Genomic DNA, 13,604 nt, shown 5'->3' on the forward strand with positions numbered 1-13,604 from the left:
ACATGGCGCAAGCCCCTTCCCTTCGTTCCCTGGGCCGCAGCGGCCTGCAGGTCTCGCCGCTGTGCTTTGGCGGCAATGTCTTCGGCTGGACCGTGGACGAGGCCACGTCGTTCTCGCTGCTCGACGCCTGGCTGGATGCCGGCATGAACTTCATCGACACGGCCGACGTGTACTCGCGCTGGGCGCCGGGCCATGCGGGCGGCGAGTCGGAGACCGTGATCGGCAAATGGCTCAGGCGCAGCGGACGGCGCGCCGACATCGTGCTGGCCACCAAGGTCGGCAAGGACATGGGCGAGGGCCGGGTGGGCCTGCGCCCCGAGTACATCCGCCAAGCCGTGGATGCCTCGCTGCAGCGCCTGCAGACGGACTACATCGACCTGTACCAGTCGCATGACGACGACGCCAGCGTGCCGCTGGCCGATACCCTGGGCGCCTTTGCCGACCTGATCGCCGCAGGCAAGGTGCGGTCCATCGGCGCCTCCAACCACAGCGCGCCGCGCCTGGCCGAGGCCCTGCGCACCAGCGCCGAGCTGGGCCTGCCGCGCTACGAGAGCCTGCAGCCGCTGTACAACCTGTACGACCGCGCCGTGCTGGAGCGCGATCTGGCGCCGCTGTGCGCGGCCGAGCAGGTGGGCATCATCAACTTCTATGCGCTGGCAGCGGGTTTTCTGACGGGCAAGTACCGCAGCAGCGAAGACGCAGCCAAGAGTGCGCGCGGCGGCAAGACCGTGGCCACCTACCTGAATCCGCGCGGCCTGCGCATTGTGCAAGCCCTGGACGCCGTGGCTGCGCGCCTGAACAGCCAGCCCGCGTGCGTGGCCCTGGCCTGGCAGATGCAGCGCCCGTTTGTGACCTCGCCCATCGCAAGCGCGACCTCGCTGGCCCAGTTGCAGCAACTGGTGCAGGCCACGCGCCTGCAGCTGTCGGCTCAGGACGTGGCCGAGCTCAACCAGGCCAGTCAGGAAGAAGGCGCAAGGGACTGACCTGCGCAGGCCAGGGCAGCCTGCCCGCCCTGGCCCGGGGCCTCTCAGCCCGCCAGCAGCGCGGGCAGGATCTGGGCCGATGGGCCGCGCAGGCACTGGTGCGCTGCGTCATCCAGCTCGGAAGGCGCCGGGTTGATGACGGCCACGTGCGCGCCTGCCCGGCGCGCGATTCGGGCCAGCCCCGCTGCCGGATACACGGCGCCCGAGGTGCCAACCACCAGCAGCACCTCGCAGCGCTGCACGGCAGCCTCGGCGGCCTGCCATACGCCCATGGGCAGGGACTCGCCGAACCAGACCACGCCCGGGCGCACCAGGTTGCCGCAAACAGGGCACTGCGGAGGCTCGCCAGGGTTCAGCCCGGCCAGGTCGCAGCAGGCGCGGGGCAGCTCGAGCCAGCGGTCGCGCATCAACTCGCCATGCAGGCACAGCACGCCGGGGCTGCCCGCGCGCTGGTGCAGGCCATCCACGTTCTGCGTGACCAGGGTCATGCGGCCCGGGTACTGCAAGGCCCACTGCGCCAGCGCATGGTGGCCTGCATTGGGCTGCACTGCCGCCACGGCCTCGCGCCGGTGCGCATACCACTGCCACACGCGCTGCGGATGGGCGCGAAAGCCCGCCTCGCTGGCCATGTCCTGCGGGTTGAACTGCGCCCAGTAGCTGTTCTTGTCATCGCGGAACGTGGGCACGCCGGACTCGGCACTGACGCCTGCGCCCGTGAGCACGGCGATGTGCGCTGCATGCGCGATGCGCTCGCGCAGCTCGTGCAGCTCGTGCTGGCCGGGCAGTTCAGCGGCAGGCAGCGAAGTGGGGGAAGGTTCGTCGGGCATCGGAGGGCGAAGGAAAAAAGCAGGCCATTGTGCGGCAGCGCCGCCCCAGGGCGCATCAAATTCCTTTTTCCACCATCTCCAGCAGGCGCAGTGCCAGCGCACGCCGCTGCTCGGGTGTGGCACGGCGCAGCGGGCCGTCGATCACCAGCAAGGCCATGCCGTGCACGGCCGACCAGGCCAGGAACTCGGCCTGGGGACGGCGCTCGGGCGGCAGCACGCCGGCCTCGGCCATGCTGTCCAGCGCGTAGCCCAGCAGCTCGAACGGGTTCAGACCCATGGCCGCCGCACGCGTGGTGTCGGGCGGCAGGTCCACGTCGTACTCGACGGAGGCAAAGGCCGTGCGAAACCAGCCGGTCTCCATCTGGGCAAAGCCCAGGTAGCCCCGGCCCACGGCAGCCAGCAAGGCGCGTGAGCGCTGCAGCGCATCGGGCAGGGCACGGGCCTGGACCATTTCGGCCTCGATGGCCGCGGCCAGTGCGCCCAGGGCCGCAGCGCGCACGGCGTCAAACAAGGCCTGGCGATTGGCAAAGTGGCGATAGGCGGCATTCGGCGCTACGCCCGCCCGCCGCGTGGCCTCGCGCAGCACGATGGCCTGGGGACCACCTTCACGCGCCAGTGCCAGGCCAGCCTCGACCAGGGCCTGGCGCAGGTCGCCATGGTGGTATGACTCACGCCTGACACGTCGCTGCGTCACTGTTTTGATTCCTTTTTTTTCTGCATGACCACGTCACGCATAAGGGACGACAGCCCTGCCCCGCCGATTTACAGCTTGACACCGAAGCTGACAGCGCCTGATGTGGACAGCGTCCATTTTAGTCCCTAGCATATGTGAACGGCGTACACACGCCGGGCAGAAATCGATAAAAAGCCGGCATCGAACGGCAAAAACGGTTTTCACCGTCACCAAGGAGACAAGCATGGCTTTGCACACCGGCCGCATCCAGCCCTGCCTCTGGTTTGACAACCAGGGCGAGCAGGCGGCGCGCTTCTATACGGAAGTCTTTCCCGATTCCCGCATCACGGCCATTGCCCGCTATGGCGAAGCCGGCCACGACATCCACGGCAGGCCGGCGGGCAGCGTGATGACGGTGCAATTCGAGCTGGACGGCCAGCCCTTTCTGGCGCTCAACGGCGGCCCGATGTTCCGCTTCAACGAGGCCGTCTCGCTGATGGTCAGTTGCGATACGCAGGACGAGATAGATCACTACTGGGGCGCCCTGTCCGAGGGCGGCGACCCGGCGGCGCGTCAATGCGGCTGGCTCAAGGACCGCCATGGCCTGTCTTGGCAAATCGTTCCGGCCCAGATGGCGGGCTGGATGGGGGGCCCCGACATGGCCGCCGCCCAGCGCGTGATACAGGCCCTGCTGGGCATGCAAAAGCTGGACATCGCCGCCCTTGAGCGGGCGCATGACGGCCGCTGAGGCCTCCTGCGCCCATCCTCCCACTCCTCTCCCCTCGCCACCAACCACTTCAGGAGCATTCCATGCAATTCATCCCCTATCTGAACTTCAACGGCAACTGCGCCGAGGCCTTTGCCTTCTACGCCAAGCTGTTCGGCGGCACCATCGTGCACCAGAGCACCTTTGGCGAGACACCGGGCATGGAGCAGATGCCCGATTCCGCCAAGGGGCTCATCATGCATGCCCACCTGCAGATCAAGGACCAGGCGCTGATGGCCTCGGACGCGACCGACAACTGCGGTGGCGGCGGCTACCAGCAGGCCCAGGGCATGTGGATCTCGATCGGCGTGGACGACGCCACCGAAGGCGGCCGCATCTTCAACGCGCTGGCCGAAGGCGGCAAGGTGACCATGCCCTTCCAGGCCACGTTCTGGTCGCCAGGCTTTGGCATGGTGACGGACCGCTTCAACACACCCTGGATGGTCAACGTCAAGGGCGAGGCCTGAACAAGGCCGGCCGACACATTGCCTCTGTCACCCAAGAAGGAGTCTTCATGAACGCCAATCCCGTCGTCTGGTTCGAGATCCATGTGCAGGACATGGCGCGTGCGCGCCGGTTCTATGAAACCGTCTTCCAGGGCAAGCTGGAGCATCTGCCGGCGCCAGATGGCTCCGACAGCCAGGAGATGCTGTCCTTTCCGATGGACATGACAGGCCCCGGCGCGGGCGGAATGCTGGTGCGGATGGACGGCGCACCTTCCGGCGGCGGCGGCACCCTGGTCTATTTCGGCTGCGAGGACTGTGCCATCGAACAGGGCCGCGTCGAGGCCGCAGGCGGGCGCATCGAGCAGGCCAAATTCTCCATAGGCCCCCACGGGCACTGCGCCGTCGTGGTGGACACAGAGGGCAACCGAATCGGCCTGCATTCCATGCAATGAGAAGCGCCATGACAGCAAAAGACCTTCCCGAACACGCCAACGACCTGGTGCTCACGCGGCTGCTGGACATTCCCGCCGACAGGCTCTACCGCTGCTGGACCGAGCCCGCGCTGATCCAGCAATGGTTTGCGCCCAGCTCCTGGAGCGTGTCCCGCGTGGACAACGATGTGCGGCCCGGCGGCCACAGCCTCATCGTCATGCGCAGCCCTGAAGGCCAGGAGATGCCCGGCAGCGGTGTCTATCTGGAAGTCATTCCCAACCGCCGCCTGGTCTTCACCGACGCATTCACCCAAGGCTGGGTGCCTGCCGACAAGCCCTTCATGACGGGCATCGTCAGCTTTGACCCCGAAGGCAGCCAGACCCGCTATACCGCCCGGGTGCGCCATTGGAGTGCTGCCGACCGCGCCCAGCACGAAGCCATGGGTTTTCACACCGGCTGGGGCCAGTGCACTGACCAGCTGGCCGAGCTCGCAGCCCGGCTCTGAAGCCGGATTTCACCAGGAGAGAGCCATGCACTACATCGACGGATTCGTGCTGCCCGTTCCCCGGGCCAACCTGCAGGCCTACCGCGAGGTGGCGCAGGCCGCAGGCAAGGTATGGATGGAGTACGGCGCACTGCAGTACTGGGAATGCGCGGGCGACGACGTGCCCATGGGCAAGCTGACCTCGTTTCCCCAGGCCGTGCAGCTCAAGGAAGGCGAGATCGTGTTCTTCTCATGGATCATCTATGCGTCGCGCGCGGAGCGCGACCGCATCAATGCCGCCGTCATGAAGGACCCGCGCATTGCCTCCATGGACCCAGCCACCATGCCCTTCGACGCCAAGCGCATGTTCTGGGGCGGCTTCGAGAGCGTGGTGGAACTGGGCACGGGCGAGGGTGCAAGTGCGGGCGCCAGCGGCGCGCCGGCCTAGATCTGGTCAGCCGGGGCGGCAGACACGGCAGGCGTGGTGCCCTGGCCGCGCTGGCGCAGCGCTTCGTACAGGCACACGCCGCTGGCCACGGACACGTTGAGGCTGGAGACGGCGCCCATCATGGGGATGCCGATCAGCTCGTCGCAGGTTTTGCGCGTGAGCTGGCGCATGCCGTCGCCTTCGGCGCCCAGCACCAGGGCCGTGGGGCCCGTGAGGTCCACCTCGTACAGGGTCTTGGGCGCATCGTCGCTGGTGCCGATGATCCAGATGTCGCGCTCCTTGAGCTCATTGAGCGTGCGCGCCAGGTTGGTGACCATGAAATAGGGCACGGTCTCGGCCGCGCCGCTGGCCACCTTGGCCACGGTGGCGTTCACGCCTACCGCATGGTCCTTGGGCGCAATCACCGCATGGGCGCCGGCGCCATCGGCCACGCGCAGGCAGGCCCCCAGGTTGTGCGGATCGGTCACGCCGTCCAGCACCAGCAGCAGCGGCTTGCTGATGCCGTCAGCCTCCAGCTGCTCCAGCAATTCGTCCAGCGAATGCACCTGGGCCACGGCCTCCACGCGCGCGGCCACGCCCTGGTGGCCATGGCTGCCGGCCAGCTTGGCAAGGCGTTCACCGTCGGCCTCAATCAGCCGGACGCCGGCCGACTTGGCGCGGTCGAGGAACTGGCGCATGCGCGCATCGCGGCGCGTGGCCTCGTAGTAGACCTCGATGATGGATTGGGGCGCGGTCTTCATGCGCACGCCGACGGCGTGGAAGCCGAAGAGAACTTTGGGGGACGACATGGGGCGCAATTATCCCGCCAATTGAGCGGTGCCCCGGGCCCCGCCTTGCGAAGCCCGTCTGCGCGCAACGGCTCCTGTGGTTTTTACGTAGCCGCTACACTGCGCGGCTTGGCCGCCTTCCAGCAGCCCTGCACATTGCGGCATGCACCGTAGCCACGGGCATGCCGCTTTGCATTTTTCCATCGCTTGAGTTTTTTCCTTTTCTTTGCCAACCATCATGCTCAAAGCCCTCTTCGCTCGGCTTGCCCGCACCAGCCTGGTAGGCCAGATCGCCATCAGCCTGGTCGCTGGCGGCCTGCTGGCCTGGCTCTGGCCCGAGGCCGCCCAGTCCGTGTCCCTGCTGGGCACGCTGTTCATCTCCGCCCTCAAGGCCGTGGCGCCCGTGCTGGTGCTGCTGCTGGTGGTCTCGGCCACCAGCAACCACCGGCCTGGCCAGGCCACGCAGATCCGTCCCATCCTGTGGCTGTATGTGCTGGGCACCTTTGCGGCGGCCGTGGTCGCCGTGGCGGCCAGCATGGCCTTCCCTTCCACCATCCAGTTCAAGGATGCCGCCCCGGCCCAGGGCGCGCCCGGGCGCATTGGCGAAGTGCTGATGGCCCTGGTGCAAAGCGCCTTCGACAACCCCGTGCGTGCGCTGATGAATGCCAACTACATCGGCATCCTCGCCTGGGCACTGGCCATGGGCATGGCCCTGCGTCATGCCTCGGAGTCCACGCGCACCGTGATGCAGGACCTGGGCCAGGCCATCACCCGCGTGATCCAGGGCGTGATCCGTCTGGCGCCGCTTGGCATCTTCGGCCTGGTGGCGGGCACCTTTGCCCAGTCGGGCCTGGAAAAGCTGCTGGACTACGCGCACCTGCTGGCCGTGCTGCTAGGCTGCATGCTCTTCGTGGCCCTGGTGGTGAACCCGCTCATCGTCTGGACACAGACGCGCCGCAACCCCTATCCGCTGGTGCTGACCTGCCTGCGCGAGAGCGCGGTGACGGCCTTCTTCACGCGCAGCTCGGCCGCCAACATTCCGGTGAACCTGGCGCTGGCCAAGCGCCTGGGCCTGGATGAGGACACCTACAGCGTCTCCATCCCGCTGGGCGCCACCATCAACATGGCCGGCGCCGCCGTCACCATCAGCGTGCTCTCGCTGGCTGCGGCCCATACGCTGGGCATCGAGGTCGATCTGCTGACCGCCATCTTGCTGTGCGTGGTGTCCGCGGTCTGCGCCTGCGGCGCCTCGGGCGTGGCCGGCGGCTCGCTGCTGCTGATTCCGCTGGCCTGCAGCCTGTTCGGCATCTCCAACGATCTGGCCATGCAGGTGGTGGGCGTGGGCTTTGTGATCGGCGTGATCCAGGACTCGGCCGAAACCGCGCTGAATTCCTCGACCGACGTGATCTTCACGGCAGCTGCCTGCGAGGCAGCCGGGCGCCGTGAGGCCGTGGCGGCCTGAGCGCCACCCCTTGCCGGCGTTCCAATCAGGCCGCCAGCGCCTGCCCCTCTTCGATGCTGGCGACGCGGCCGGCCTCGATGGTCACGCGGCGCTCGCAGCGCGCGGCGATGGCTCGGTCATGGGTGACCATGACCAGCGTCGTGCCGCGTTCGCGGTTGAGCGCGAACATCAGCTCCATGATGGTTTCGCCGGTCGCAAAGTCCAGGCTGCCCGTGGGCTCGTCGGCCAGCAGCACGGCGGGCTCGACCACGAAGGCGCGGGCCAGCGCCACGCGCTGCTGCTCGCCGCCCGACAGCAGCTTGGGATAGTGGCCCAGGCGCTGCCCCAGGCCAACGCGCTCCAGCATCTCGGTGGCGCGGCGGCGGGCCTCGCGGCTGCCCGCCAACTCCAGCGGCAGCATCACGTTCTCCAGCGCCGTCAGATTGCCCAGCAGCTGGAAGCTCTGGAACACAAAGCCCAGCTTTTGCGCGCGCACGGCGGCGCGTGCATCCTCATCCAGCGCGAACATGTCCTGGCCCTGCAGCCGCACCGTGCCGCGCGTAGGCGTATCCAGGCCGGCAAGAATGGACAGCAGCGTGCTTTTGCCCGAGCCCGAGGCACCGACGATGGCCACGGTTTCCCTTGCGGCAAAACGCAGATCGATATCCCGCAGAATATCCAGTGTTCCGGTCGAATCGCTGACCGACTTGAAGACATGCTCGACTTCGATCAGGGGCTGGGCAGTGCTTTGTGACATGGAGGATGGGAAGACGATGCAAGACAAGCTGCGCGCAATGCGCCGACGCCGCCACTTTATATCGGCCGGCTTGGCCTTCGGCCTGCTGGGTACTTGGACGGCCACGTCCACGTGGGCAGCCGAGACGGGCCCGCTGCTGGTGCTGGGCGACTCGCTGAGTGCCGAATACGGACTGGCCCGTGGCACGGGCTGGGTGGCACTGCTGCAAAAGCGCCTGCAGGAGAGCCCAAAGAATGTGCCGCTGGTCAACGCCAGCGTGAGCGGGGAGACCACCTCGGGCGGCCGCTCTCGCCTGCCTGCCTTGCTCAAGCAGCACAAGCCATCGGTGGTGGTGATCGAATTGGGTGGCAACGATGCGCTGCGGGGTCTGCCGCTGCAAAGCACACAGGGCAATCTGGACGCCATGGTGCGCGCGGCCCGGGATGCCGGAGCCAAGGTACTGCTGGTGGGCATGCAGGTGCCGCCCAACTATGGCAGCGGCTATACGCGCCAGTTCGAGCAGTTGTTTGCCAAGGTGGCGCAGGAGCAGAAGGTGCCGCTGGTGCCCTTCCTGCTGGCCGGCATCGGTGATGCGGCCGATTCGGCCCAGTGGTTCCAGGCCGACCGCATCCACCCCACGGCCAAGGCCCAGCCGCGCATGCTGGACAACGTCTGGCCCCAGCTCAGCAAGCTGCTGCCCTGAGCTCAGGGCAGGCAGGGTGTCAGCTGCCGCGGCCTTCCTCGCCGGGACGGGCTGCTGCAGGAGATGCCTGCGCATTACCTTCTGAGCCGCCGCCCTCATGGTCGTCGGGTCTTTTTTCGGCCTTGGCCTTCTCCTTCTCTAGCTTCTTCTGCTTCTTGGCCAGTTCGCGCTGGCGTTTTTCATAGGCGTAATTGGGTGTCGCCACAGGTGGACTCCTCTGTTGTTGCAAGCCCCACTGTAGCCGCAAGACGGGGCATGCCAGGAAAACCTCAGGATATGGTGGACGCAGGCACGGCGGAATCGCACACGCTGCAACGGTATGCATGCCAACTGGCACAGCCCAGCAAAGGCCCCACCAGCAGCAGGCCCGCGCCATGCCACCACAGGGCAACCGCCACCAGCACGGTGATGATCGCGGCCCACTGCAGCATGACGGCCAGGTTCAGACCGACCACGCGCATGCTGGTGATGCAGGCCGTGAGCGCATCGCTGCCCCGGTCCAGCATGGCCGGGAGCGCCACCACCATGCTGGCGAACACCAGGGCCGCGAATGCGCCGCCGACCAGCAGGTAGATGGCCAGGAATTCCCAGTTCTCGGGCCGGGCCACGGCCTGCAGCATGCCGGCCGTGGTCGGCATGCCGGTATCGAAGAACACGGCAAAGACCACCATGGAGGCGCGCGCCCAGAGCATCTCCAGAACCAGCAGCACCATGACCAGCATGCCCATGCTGCCCATCTGCGTGTCCCAGCAGGTCAGCGAGCTGCTCAGTTGGGGCGGCAAGCCCCGCTCCAGCCTGCGGCTGGTGTCGTACAGGCCCATGGCCAGGAAGGGGCCGATGAGCAGGCAGCCGCTGGCCATGGCCATGCTGTATTCCGGGCTGGCGCGGAACACCCAGCCGATCAGCAGGGCCATGGCCCAGAAGCACAGGCCGTAGAACAGCGCCACGCCGGGCGCACGCCGCAGATCGCGCCAGCCCAGGGCCAGCCAGCGCCAGGGATCGGCCATGCGCAGCAGTTGCACCTGCAGCATGCCGGCCGGGTTGTCGGAAGCTTTCTCGGGAGCGGGGGATGCCTGCATGCCTGGACCTCCTGGATCAGCGAGTCCAAAGTTATCGCAGCCATGGCACTGCTGCCATGGCGGAAACTACCGAGGCCCGCCCAGACCCCCAGGTCTGTACCCGAGTCTGCACTCAGGCCTGGACCAGCTTGCCCGGCTGGCCGGGCAGCACCTTCCAGGCCGCATCGCGCACAGCCTGGTATTGGCGGCTGAACACGGTGTCCACGTAGATCCACTCGGCCTGGCAGGCCTGCGGCGTGGCCGTGACGATCATGTAGCCACGGCGCGAGGTATCGCAGTACTTGAGCGTGGAGATGAATTGCAGCAGCGCGCCACGCAGCTGGGCCGGGTCCTGGCCCGACAGGTATTCCTCGAAACCCGGCGAGCTGACGGACGAGGTGGCGAACTCCACGCCCACGCCCTGCCCGCTGCGGTCGCGCAGTTCGCTGGCCCAGGCATTGTGGGTGTCACCGGCCAGCACGACCAGGTTCTTGCCCAGGCTGCGCGCCGTGGCCAGCACGGTCTCGCGTGCCACGGCATAGCCGTCCCAGGCATCGAGGTTGTAGGGAATGCTGGGCTGGGCCAGGATGGCCTTTTCCGCCGCCGTCAGGCTGGCCGGGTTCGCCTGCGCCTTGGCCAGCAGCGCCGCGTAGGCCGGCAGCGAGACACCGCTGCCGGGGCTCAGGATGTCCATCAGCAAGGGCGCCGGCAGCTCCATGCGCCCCATCAGCACCTGCTGGCCCAGCACCTGCCAGGTGGCCTGCGAAGCTGCCAGCTGCTGGCCCAGCCACTGGGTCTGGGTGACGCCCATGAGCTGGCGCGCAGGATTGGCCATGTCGGAGGTGAAGCGTGCCGCGTCCAGGCCCTGGGCGGTGAAGTAGTCGGCGTAGTCCAGTTGTTTGTCGCGGCCGATGACGCGCGTGTCCAGCATGTGCAGCGCCAGCAGGTCGCCGAAGGCGAAGCTGCGGTAGATGATCTCGGGCTGCGCGTTGCGCGTGGGCATCCACTCGTGATAGGCCTTGAGCGCGGCCACCTTGCGCAGTTCGAAATCGCCCTCGGTGGCCGGCTGGTGGTTTTCGGCGCCGTGCATCCAGGTGTCGTTGGAGACTTCGTGATCGTCCCAGACGGCAATCATGGGAGCCGCCGCATGCAGGGCCTGCAGGTCGGCATCGCTCTTGTACTGGGCATGGCGCTGGCGGTAGTCGGCCAGGCTGACGATTTCGTTGGCCGGCAGGCTCTGGCGTTGCATGGCTTCGGCCTTGCCATTGGCATAGCCTCCGCGTGCGTACTCATAGATGTAGTCGCCCAGGTGCACGGTGGCATCCAGGTCGCCCTGGCGCGCGGCATGCGCGTAGACGTTGAAGTAGCCCGCCGGGTAGTTGGCGCAGGAGAACACGGCCAGCTTGACCTGCTGCACGGCGCCCACGGGCAGGGTGCGCGTGCGGCCCGTGGCGCTGGTCATGCCCTGGCAGCGAAAGCGGTAGTGGTAGCGCGTGGCGGGCTTGAGGCCCGTGGCGTCGGCCTTGAAGGTGAAGTCCTGGGTGGCGCGCGCCATGGCCTTGCCCGACACCACGATGGTCTTGAAGTCGGCGTCCGATGCCACTTCCCACTCCACCTCGATATCGCTGGAATGGCCCTGGGGTGGCGTCACGCGGGTCCAGAGGATGACGCGGTCGCTCAACGGGTCGCCGCTGGCCACGCCGTGGCGGAACTCGACGGGAATGCTGCTGTCGCCATCGGAGCCGCCGCAGCCGGCCAGTGGCAGCGCCAGGGCCGATGCGCCCATGCCGCGCACGAAATGGCGGCGGCTGGCCACGATGCCGGACCCATTGGACGCGGTCTTCGCGTGCTGCAGGATATTGGTGATGCTCTCTTTGTGCTTCATGCTGAACCAGGGCCTGGAGGCCCCCGTGGGATGGTATGAAGCCAACGAGCATCGGTGCTGCCGGTGACAGGCGCATGTCACCGGCGCCTGGCGCTCAACTATGCGAACGCAGCGGCCAGGGCCTGCTCCAGGTCGGCACGCAGGTCCTGCACGGCCTCCAGGCCGATGGCAAAGCGCACCACGGTGCCGCTGCGCAGCTGGGGCGTGGGGCAGCTGCGCATGGACGGCAGCTCATAGGGCACGACCAGGCTGATGGGGCCGCCCCAGCTGTAGCCGATCTTGAACAGGCGCAGGCTGTCGCAGAAGCGGTCCACGGCCGGCTGGCCGTGGCGCGGGTCGATGACCACGCTGAACAGGCCGGCCGCCACGCCCTCGCCGCCGCCGGCGGCTCCGCACAGGGCCTTCCAGTTCTCGTGGCCCGGAGCGCCTTCCAGCGCGGGATGCAGCACCTGGACCACGGCCGGCTGCTGCTGCAGCCAGCGCGCCAGCTCGCGCGCGGCGCGGTCCTGTGCGTGGTAGCGCAGCGCAATGCTGGGCAGCGATCGCAGCACGGCCTCGGTGTCGTTGCCGCCCACGCCCAGGCCCAGCCGCATATGGGCCAGCTTGATGCGCATGTGCAGCGCCTGGTCGCGCGTGATGATGCTGCCCATGAGCACATCGCCACCGCCGCTGGGGTACTTGGTGAGCGCATGGACGGTGCCGTCCACGCCCAGGCTGTGCGAGCCGTCGCCCAGCAGGTCGAAGGGATTGAAGGCCAGGCCCGCACCCCAGGTGTTGTCCAGCACGGTGGTGATGCCGCGCGCGCGGCACAGGCGCACCATGGCGATGAGGTCAGGGAACTCCATGGTCACCGAGCCCGGCGCCTCCAGCCAGACCAAACGCGTCTTGGGCGTGATTTTGGCTTCGAGGTCGGCAACATCCATGGCGTCGTAGCACTGGTGGCGCACGCCGAAATGGGCCAGCTCGCCCTCGCTCAGGGTCTTGTTGGGACCGTAGGCGTTGTCGGGCAGCAGCATCTCGTCGCCGGTGCGCAGCAGGGCCAGAGAGGTGGTGGCAATGGCCGCCAGGCCGCTGGGCACCAGCAGGCATTGCAGGCCGCCTTCCAGCGCGCTCAGGCGCTCTTCCAGCAAGAACGTGGTGGGCGTGCCGTGCAGGCCGTAGGTGTAGCTGCTCTTGTCCAGCCACTGGCGGCGGCGCATGGCCGCCACGTTCTCGAAGATCACCGTCGAGGCCTTGTGCACCGGCGGCTGCGGCGCGACAAAGCCTTCGGGCGGCTGGTAGGGATGGTGGATGAGATGGGTGCTGATCTGCAGGTCGGGTGTGCTCATGCAGCGCATCTTATGCGCTGGGCCACGGCGTTCAGGCATAAAAAAACCAGGCGGACAGAGCGCCTGGTTTTCATTGAGGGAGCAAAGCCGGTGGCTGCGATCAGCTGGCCTTGATCTCCAGCATGTTGCTGACGTTGTTCACGCCCTTGACGGCCTTGGCAATGTCGCCGGCGCGCATCTTGAGCGCATCGCTGGGCACCGAGCCGGTCAGCGTGACGGCGCCGGCCTTGGTGTCCACGTCGATCTTGAGGGCGGAGATATCGGGTTCCTTGATCAGGTCGGCCTTGATCTGGGCGGTGATGCCTGCATCGTCGAGCGCGGCGCCTGCCTGGCTCATGGCGTTGTTGGTGGCCGTTTCGGCCTTCATCGCGCCTTCCTCGATCTTGGTGCCGGCGCTGCTCATGGCGTTGTCGATCTTCTGGCCTGCGCTTTGCGCGGCCTGCTGGGACTGCTGGACGGCGGAGTCGAGCTTTTGGCCGGCAGTGTCTTCGGTCTTGCCGCATGCGGCGAGGCCGAAGGCAAGGGCGGACACGGCGAGGATGTGGCAGCAGCGTTGGGTGATGAAAGTCATGCGGTTACTCCTTGAATAGTTGTGAGGCGGTCAACACAGGCCTCGACTTTATTTAT

17 protein-coding genes are annotated in these 13,604 nt (G+C 67.3%); 8 read left to right on the forward strand and 9 right to left on the reverse strand.

Features of this window, described 5'->3' with window-relative positions:
* Positions 1-2: 2 nt before the first annotated feature.
* Positions 3-983, forward strand: a complete 981-nt coding sequence (locus A4F85_RS01525; RefSeq protein ID WP_063325436.1) for an aldo/keto reductase — start codon at positions 3-5, stop codon at positions 981-983.
* 44 nt (positions 984-1,027) lie between these two features.
* Here the strand turns inward: A4F85_RS01525 and A4F85_RS01530 are convergent, their stop codons facing one another.
* Complete coding sequence (locus tag A4F85_RS01530; RefSeq protein WP_063325437.1) at positions 1,028-1,810, reverse strand: SIR2 family NAD-dependent protein deacylase; 783 nt, start codon at positions 1,808-1,810, stop codon at positions 1,028-1,030.
* Between the two features lie 55 nt (positions 1,811-1,865).
* Positions 1,866-2,504, reverse strand: a complete 639-nt coding sequence (locus A4F85_RS01535; protein WP_063325438.1) for a TetR/AcrR family transcriptional regulator — start codon at positions 2,502-2,504, stop codon at positions 1,866-1,868.
* A 223-nt stretch (positions 2,505-2,727) separates the two neighbouring features.
* Here A4F85_RS01535 and A4F85_RS01540 point away from each other — a divergent pair, with 223 nt between their 5' ends.
* The 5 genes from A4F85_RS01540 (at position 2,728) to A4F85_RS01560 (ending at position 5,059) form a co-directional block, all read left to right on the forward strand.
* The gene (locus A4F85_RS01540) at positions 2,728-3,231 is read left to right on the forward strand and encodes a VOC family protein (RefSeq protein ID WP_063325439.1); all 504 of its coding nucleotides are present in this window, start codon (positions 2,728-2,730) and stop codon (positions 3,229-3,231) included.
* A 62-nt stretch (positions 3,232-3,293) separates the two neighbouring features.
* Entirely contained in the window at positions 3,294-3,716 is a 423-nt protein-coding gene (locus tag A4F85_RS01545) for a VOC family protein (protein ID WP_013802187.1), read from the forward strand.
* Positions 3,717-3,763: 47 nt separating this feature from the next.
* Positions 3,764-4,147 carry a VOC family protein gene (locus A4F85_RS01550; RefSeq protein ID WP_013802186.1) on the forward strand — a complete coding sequence of 128 codons (384 nt, stop codon included), beginning with the start codon at positions 3,764-3,766 and terminating at the stop codon, positions 4,145-4,147.
* An 8-nt stretch (positions 4,148-4,155) separates the two neighbouring features.
* Positions 4,156-4,632: an SRPBCC family protein gene (locus A4F85_RS01555; protein WP_063325440.1), complete on the forward strand. Its 477-nt coding sequence runs from the start codon at positions 4,156-4,158 to the stop codon at positions 4,630-4,632.
* A 25-nt stretch (positions 4,633-4,657) separates the two neighbouring features.
* Positions 4,658-5,059: a DUF1428 domain-containing protein gene (locus A4F85_RS01560; RefSeq protein ID WP_034394298.1), complete on the forward strand. Its 402-nt coding sequence runs from the start codon at positions 4,658-4,660 to the stop codon at positions 5,057-5,059.
* Here the strand turns inward: A4F85_RS01560 and rlmB are convergent.
* Positions 5,056-5,847, reverse strand: a complete 792-nt coding sequence (rlmB, locus tag A4F85_RS01565) for a 23S rRNA (guanosine(2251)-2'-O)-methyltransferase RlmB (protein ID WP_012205857.1) — start codon at positions 5,845-5,847, stop codon at positions 5,056-5,058. The genes A4F85_RS01560 and rlmB overlap by 4 nt on opposite strands.
* 217 nt (positions 5,848-6,064) lie before the next feature.
* Between rlmB and sstT the strand changes: the two genes are divergently transcribed.
* Positions 6,065-7,288: a serine/threonine transporter SstT gene (sstT, locus tag A4F85_RS01570; RefSeq protein WP_013802183.1), complete on the forward strand. Its 1,224-nt coding sequence runs from the start codon at positions 6,065-6,067 to the stop codon at positions 7,286-7,288.
* A gap of 25 nt (positions 7,289-7,313) precedes the next feature.
* On the opposite strand, the gene A4F85_RS01575 is transcribed toward sstT, so the two are convergent.
* Positions 7,314-8,024 carry an ABC transporter ATP-binding protein gene (locus A4F85_RS01575; RefSeq protein ID WP_013802182.1) on the reverse strand — a complete coding sequence of 237 codons (711 nt, stop codon included), beginning with the start codon at positions 8,022-8,024 and terminating at the stop codon, positions 7,314-7,316.
* Between the two features lie 16 nt (positions 8,025-8,040).
* Here A4F85_RS01575 and A4F85_RS01580 point away from each other — a divergent pair, with 16 nt between their 5' ends.
* Complete coding sequence (locus A4F85_RS01580; RefSeq protein WP_034398647.1) at positions 8,041-8,706, forward strand: arylesterase; 666 nt, start codon at positions 8,041-8,043, stop codon at positions 8,704-8,706.
* Positions 8,707-8,725: 19 nt separating this feature from the next.
* Here A4F85_RS01580 and A4F85_RS01585 read toward each other — a convergent pair whose 3' ends face one another.
* The 5 genes from A4F85_RS01585 to A4F85_RS01605 all read right to left on the reverse strand — a co-directional run bounded on the left by A4F85_RS01585 (position 8,726) and on the right by A4F85_RS01605 (position 13,548).
* A complete protein-coding gene (locus A4F85_RS01585) occupies positions 8,726-8,911 on the reverse strand; it encodes a hypothetical protein (protein WP_016451670.1) in 186 nt (61 codons plus the stop codon).
* 64 nt (positions 8,912-8,975) lie between these two features.
* Positions 8,976-9,785, reverse strand: a complete 810-nt coding sequence (locus A4F85_RS01590; protein ID WP_063325441.1) for a DUF2189 domain-containing protein — start codon at positions 9,783-9,785, stop codon at positions 8,976-8,978.
* 112 nt (positions 9,786-9,897) lie between these two features.
* Positions 9,898-11,649: an alkaline phosphatase D family protein gene (locus A4F85_RS01595; protein WP_063325442.1), complete on the reverse strand. Its 1,752-nt coding sequence runs from the start codon at positions 11,647-11,649 to the stop codon at positions 9,898-9,900.
* Positions 11,650-11,747: 98 nt separating this feature from the next.
* Entirely contained in the window at positions 11,748-12,977 is a 1,230-nt protein-coding gene (locus A4F85_RS01600) for a PLP-dependent transferase (protein WP_063325924.1), read from the reverse strand.
* A gap of 100 nt (positions 12,978-13,077) precedes the next feature.
* Positions 13,078-13,548, reverse strand: coding sequence for a BON domain-containing protein (locus A4F85_RS01605; protein WP_013802176.1), 471 nt, complete (start codon positions 13,546-13,548; stop codon positions 13,078-13,080).
* Positions 13,549-13,604 lie beyond the last annotated feature (56 nt).

The sequence above is a fragment of the Delftia sp. GW456-R20 genome (assembly GCF_001622915.1).
Lineage (GTDB): Bacteria > Pseudomonadota > Gammaproteobacteria > Burkholderiales > Burkholderiaceae_C > Comamonas > Comamonas acidovorans.

Coding starts and splice junctions, on each gene's coding strand:
- A4F85_RS01530 (WP_063325437.1), bottom strand. CDS start 1,810: ATGCCCGACGAACCTTCCCCCACTTCGCTGCCTGCCGCTGAACTGCCC.
- A4F85_RS01590 (WP_063325441.1), bottom strand. CDS start 9,785: ATGCAGGCATCCCCCGCTCCCGAGAAAGCTTCCGACAACCCGGCCGGC.
- A4F85_RS01580 (WP_034398647.1), top strand. CDS start 8,041: ATGCAAGACAAGCTGCGCGCAATGCGCCGACGCCGCCACTTTATATCG.
- A4F85_RS01605 (WP_013802176.1), bottom strand. CDS start 13,548: ATGACTTTCATCACCCAACGCTGCTGCCACATCCTCGCCGTGTCCGCC.
- A4F85_RS01545 (WP_013802187.1), top strand. CDS start 3,294: ATGCAATTCATCCCCTATCTGAACTTCAACGGCAACTGCGCCGAGGCC.
- rlmB (WP_012205857.1), bottom strand. CDS start 5,847: ATGTCGTCCCCCAAAGTTCTCTTCGGCTTCCACGCCGTCGGCGTGCGC.
- A4F85_RS01560 (WP_034394298.1), top strand. CDS start 4,658: ATGCACTACATCGACGGATTCGTGCTGCCCGTTCCCCGGGCCAACCTG.
- A4F85_RS01595 (WP_063325442.1), bottom strand. CDS start 11,649: ATGAAGCACAAAGAGAGCATCACCAATATCCTGCAGCACGCGAAGACC.
- A4F85_RS01550 (WP_013802186.1), top strand. CDS start 3,764: ATGAACGCCAATCCCGTCGTCTGGTTCGAGATCCATGTGCAGGACATG.
- A4F85_RS01555 (WP_063325440.1), top strand. CDS start 4,156: ATGACAGCAAAAGACCTTCCCGAACACGCCAACGACCTGGTGCTCACG.
- A4F85_RS01575 (WP_013802182.1), bottom strand. CDS start 8,024: ATGTCACAAAGCACTGCCCAGCCCCTGATCGAAGTCGAGCATGTCTTC.
- A4F85_RS01540 (WP_063325439.1), top strand. CDS start 2,728: ATGGCTTTGCACACCGGCCGCATCCAGCCCTGCCTCTGGTTTGACAAC.
- A4F85_RS01525 (WP_063325436.1), top strand. CDS start 3: ATGGCGCAAGCCCCTTCCCTTCGTTCCCTGGGCCGCAGCGGCCTGCAG.
- sstT (WP_013802183.1), top strand. CDS start 6,065: ATGCTCAAAGCCCTCTTCGCTCGGCTTGCCCGCACCAGCCTGGTAGGC.
- A4F85_RS01600 (WP_063325924.1), bottom strand. CDS start 12,977: ATGAGCACACCCGACCTGCAGATCAGCACCCATCTCATCCACCATCCC.